The sequence below is a fragment of the Paraburkholderia sediminicola genome (assembly GCF_046026855.1).
Classification (GTDB): Bacteria; Pseudomonadota; Gammaproteobacteria; order Burkholderiales; family Burkholderiaceae; genus Paraburkholderia; species Paraburkholderia sediminicola_A.
Genome location: NZ_JAQQET010000093.1, coordinates 1 through 1,321, shown reverse-complemented (window position 1 = coordinate 1,321; position 1,321 = coordinate 1). Strand labels below are relative to the sequence as shown.

Below are 1,321 nucleotides of genomic sequence, written 5' to 3'. Positions count from 1 at the left end.
TGAACCGCCCCGGATTTTGAGGAGGCTCCAACCTCTGAGAAGATGGAGCCATGAACAAGTCGAATAAGTTTTCACCTGAGTCCCGTGAGCGCGCCGTGCGTATGGTGCAGGAGCACCGCGGAGAGTACCCGTCGCTTTGGGCTGCGGTGGAGTCGATTGCGCCCAAGATTGGTTGCGTGCCGCAGACCCTGTTGGTATGGGTCAAGCGCCAGGAGGTTGATACCGGGGTGCGTGAAGGCGTGAGCACGACCGAGACCCAGCGCGTCAAAGACCTGGAGCGCGAGGTCAAGGAGTTGCGCCGGGCCAACGAGATCCTGAAGCTGGCGAGCGCTTTTTTCGCGCAGGCGGAGCTCGACCGCCGACTCAAGTGATGAGGGACTTCATTGACGCGCACCGGGCAACGTACGGGGTTGAGCCGATCTGCAAAGTGCTGCGGATTGCCCCGTCGGGGTACCGTCGTTACGCAGCTCAACTGCGGGATCCCACACTGCGACCTGCGCGGGCTCGACGTGACGAAGAGCTGGTGCCGCAGATCGAGCGCGTCTGGCGGGCTAATATGCAGGTCTACGGCGCTGATAAGGTCTGGCGTCAGTTGGCCCGTGAAGGTACTGCGGTTGCGCGATGCACCGTCGAACGACTGATGCGTCGTCAGGGACTGCGCGGCGTGATGCGCGGCAAGGTGATGCGCACGACGATCAGCGATGACAAGGCGCCCTATCCGCTGGACCGGGTCAATCGGCAATTCCGAGCGGAGCGGCCGAACCAGCTGTGGGTTTCGGATTTCACCTATGTATCGACCTGGCAAGGTTGGCTGTACGTGGCCTTTGTGATCGACGTCTTTGCCCGGCGTATTGTTGGCTGGCGCGTCAGCAGTTCGATGCGCACGGACTTTGTACTTGATGCATTGGAGCAAGCGCTCTGGGCACGCCAACCAGAGCAGGACCGTCGCTTGATTCACCATTCGGATAGGGGGTCGCAATACGTGTCGATTCGATACAGCGAGCGGCTAGCGGAAGCCGGCATCGAACCTTCGGTGGGCAGCAAGGGCGACAGCTACGATAATGCTCTAGCAGAAACGATCAATGGACTTTACAAAGCCGAGTTGATTCATCGTCGAGTGCCCTGGAAGACCAAAGAAGCTGTGGAGTTCGCGACGCTGGAATGGGTGTCATGGTTTAACAACCATCGACTGCTGGAACCTATCGGTTACATCCCTCCCGCCGAAGCGGAAGCAAACTACTACCGGCAACTCTCTAATCAAGCTGTCCCAATGGCAGCGTAACTGAAACCCAACAGCCTCCACGGAACCCGGGGCGGTTCA

1 protein-coding gene and 1 other annotated feature are annotated in these 1,321 nt (G+C 59.6%); the gene reads left to right on the top strand.

Translation table 11 applies throughout. The features are described from left to right. Positions 1-50: 50 nt before the first annotated feature. A protein-coding gene (locus tag PQR40_RS38940; protein ID WP_408511278.1) for an IS3 family transposase occupies positions 51-1,282 on the top strand; the annotation gives its coding sequence in 2 pieces (ribosomal slippage) (positions 51-339 and positions 339-1,282; 1,233 coding nt in all). Further along, positions 329-445: a sequence feature (AL1L pseudoknot), on the top strand. It overlaps the preceding gene by 117 nt. Positions 1,283-1,321: the final 39 nt, after the last annotated feature.